We start from the raw sequence: 2,804 nt of genomic DNA, 5'->3' as shown, positions 1-2,804 counted from the left end.
TTATTCCGATCCCTGGTATTGATGCCGCTGTACTTGCCAAACTGCTTGAGCAACAGCGAGGCACCATCATTGAAATGTTCAACATGTTCTCTGGTGGTGCTCTCAGCCGTGCTTCTATCTTTGCGTTGGGTATCATGCCGTATATTTCGGCATCGATCATTGTCCAGCTGCTGACGGTTGTTTATCAGCCGTTAGCGGAGCTGAAGAAAGAAGGGGAGTCTGGTCGTCGTAAGATCAGCCAGTACACCCGCTACGGTACTCTGGTGCTGGCGATATTCCAGTCGATCGGTATTGCTACCGGTCTGCCGAATATGCCTGGTATGCAGGGCCTGGTGATTAATCCAGGCTTTGCATTCTATTTCACCGCTGTTGTTAGTCTGGTCTCAGGAACGATGTTCCTGATGTGGCTCGGCGAACAGATTACTGAGCGCGGTATCGGAAACGGTATCTCAATCATTATCTTCGCCGGTATCGTTGCGGGTCTCCCGCCGGCCATCGCCCATACTATCGAGCAAGCGCGTCAAGGCGACCTGCACTTCCTCCTGTTGCTGTTGGTTGCAGTATTAGTATTTGCAGTGACCTTCTTTGTTGTCTTTGTAGAGCGTGGTCAACGCCGCATTGTGGTAAACTACGCTAAACGTCAACAGGGTCGTCGTGTCTATGCTGCACAGAGCACACATTTACCGCTGAAAGTGAATATGGCAGGGGTTATCCCGGCAATCTTCGCTTCCAGTATTATTCTGTTCCCGGCTACCATTACATCATGGTTCGGGGGCGGTACTGGTTGGAACTGGCTGACAACAATTTCGCTGTATTTGCAGCCTGGGCAACCGCTTTATGTGTTACTCTATGCGTCTGCAATCATCTTCTTCTGTTTCTTCTACACGGCGTTGGTTTTCAACCCGCGTGAAACAGCAGATAACCTGAAGAAGTCCGGTGCATTTGTACCAGGAATTCGTCCGGGAGAGCAAACGGCGAAGTATATCGATAAAGTAATGACTCGCCTGACTTTGGTCGGTGCGTTATACATCACTTTTATCTGCCTGATCCCGGAGTTCATGCGTGATGCAATGAAAGTACCGTTCTACTTCGGTGGAACCTCACTGCTTATCGTTGTTGTCGTGATTATGGACTTTATGGCTCAAGTGCAAACTCTGATGATGTCGAGTCAGTACGAGTCTGCATTGAAGAAGGCGAACCTGAAAGGCTACGGCCGCTAACAGGTCGCTCGAGAAGTTACGGAGAGTAAAAATGAAAGTTCGTGCTTCCGTCAAGAAATTATGCCGTAACTGCAAAATCGTTAAGCGTGATGGCGTCATCCGCGTGATTTGCAGTGCCGAGCCGAAGCATAAACAGCGCCAAGGCTGATTTATTCGCATATTTTTCTTGCAAAGTTGGGTTGAGCTGGCTAGATTAGCCAGCCAATCTTTTGTATGTCTGTACGTTTCCATTTGAGTATCCTGAAAACGGGCTTTTCAGCATGGTGCGTACATATTAAATAGTAGGAGTGCATAGTGGCCCGTATAGCAGGCATTAACATTCCTGATCACAAACATACCGTAATCGCATTAACTGCTATTTTCGGTATCGGCAAGACCCGCTCTAAAGCCATCTGTGCTGACACGGGTATCGCTGAAAATGTTAAGATCAGTGAGCTGTCTGAAGAACAAATTGAATCCCTGCGTGAAGCGGTTGGTAAATTTGTCGTTGAAGGTGATCTGCGCCGTGAAATCACCCTGAGCATCAAGCGTCTGATGGACCTTGGTTGCTATCGTGGTTTACGCCATCGTCGTGGTCTTCCGGTTCGCGGTCAGCGTACTAAGACCAACGCACGTACCCGTAAGGGTCCGCGTAAACCGATCAAGAAATAGTCGGGGTGATTGAATAATGGCAAAGGCACCAGTTCGTGCACGTAAGCGTGTAAGAAAACAAGTCTCTGATGGCGTGGCTCATGTCCATGCTTCTTTTAACAACACCATCGTTACCATTACCGATCGTCAGGGTAACGCGCTGGGTTGGGCAACAGCCGGTGGTTCCGGTTTCCGTGGTTCTCGCAAATCCACTCCGTTTGCAGCTCAGGTTGCAGCAGAGCGTTGCGCTGAAGCCGTAAAAGAATACGGCATCAAGAATCTGGAAGTTATGGTCAAAGGTCCGGGTCCAGGTCGCGAATCTACTATTCGTGCACTGAACGCCGCTGGTTTCCGCATCACTAATATTACTGATGTGACTCCGATCCCTCATAACGGTTGTCGTCCGCCGAAAAAACGTCGCGTATAACGCGTTCGTTTCTAGGATTGTTGGAGAAAGAAAATGGCAAGATATTTGGGTCCTAAGCTCAAGCTGAGCCGTCGTGAGGGCACAGACCTGTTCCTTAAGTCTGGCGTTCGCGCGATCGATACCAAGTGTAAAATTGAACAAGCTCCTGGCCAGCACGGTGCGCGTAAACCGCGTCTGTCTGACTATGGTGTGCAGTTGCGTGAAAAGCAAAAAGTTCGCCGTATGTACGGTGTGCTGGAGCGTCAGTTCCGTAACTACTATAAAGAAGCAGCGCGTCTGAAAGGCAACACCGGTGAAAACCTGTTGACTCTGCTGGAAGGTCGTCTGGACAACGTTGTATACCGTATGGGCTTCGGCGCGACTCGTGCTGAATCACGTCAGCTGGTTAGCCACAAAGCTATCATGGTAAACGGTCGTGTTGTTAACATCGCTTCTTATCAGGTTAAAGCGAATGACGTTGTCAGCATTCGTGAGAAAGCGAAAAAGCAATCTCGCGTGAAAGCCGCTCTGGAGCTGGCTGAGCAGCG

At 49.5% G+C, this 2,804-nt stretch carries 5 protein-coding genes; all 5 read left to right on the top strand.

Translation table 11 applies throughout. From position 1 onward, the window contains the following. Positions 1-1,220, top strand: a 1,220-nt coding sequence (gene secY / locus FQK12_RS16760) for a preprotein translocase subunit SecY (RefSeq protein WP_146295747.1), incomplete at its 5' end; no start/stop codon positions are given. Positions 1,221-1,251: 31 nt separating this feature from the next. Further along, complete coding sequence (gene rpmJ, locus FQK12_RS16755; RefSeq protein WP_000868187.1) at positions 1,252-1,368, top strand: 50S ribosomal protein L36; 117 nt, start codon at positions 1,252-1,254, stop codon at positions 1,366-1,368. Between the two features lie 146 nt (positions 1,369-1,514). Then, positions 1,515-1,871: a 30S ribosomal protein S13 gene (gene rpsM / locus FQK12_RS16750; protein ID WP_004106333.1), complete on the top strand. Its 357-nt coding sequence runs from the start codon at positions 1,515-1,517 to the stop codon at positions 1,869-1,871. Between the two features lie 16 nt (positions 1,872-1,887). Further along, the gene (gene rpsK, locus FQK12_RS16745) at positions 1,888-2,277 is read left to right on the top strand and encodes a 30S ribosomal protein S11 (protein ID WP_004138423.1); all 390 of its coding nucleotides are present in this window, start codon (positions 1,888-1,890) and stop codon (positions 2,275-2,277) included. A gap of 33 nt (positions 2,278-2,310) precedes the next feature. Further along, a partial coding sequence (gene rpsD, locus FQK12_RS16740) for a 30S ribosomal protein S4 (protein ID WP_146295745.1) occupies positions 2,311-2,804 on the top strand: 494 nt, incomplete at its 3' end.

This window comes from Klebsiella sp. ME-303 (assembly GCF_007910085.1).
Lineage (GTDB): Bacteria > Pseudomonadota > Gammaproteobacteria > Enterobacterales > Enterobacteriaceae > Klebsiella > Klebsiella michiganensis.
The sequence above is the reverse complement of the archived record's forward strand: the minus strand, read 5'-3'. Positions and strand labels throughout refer to the sequence as shown.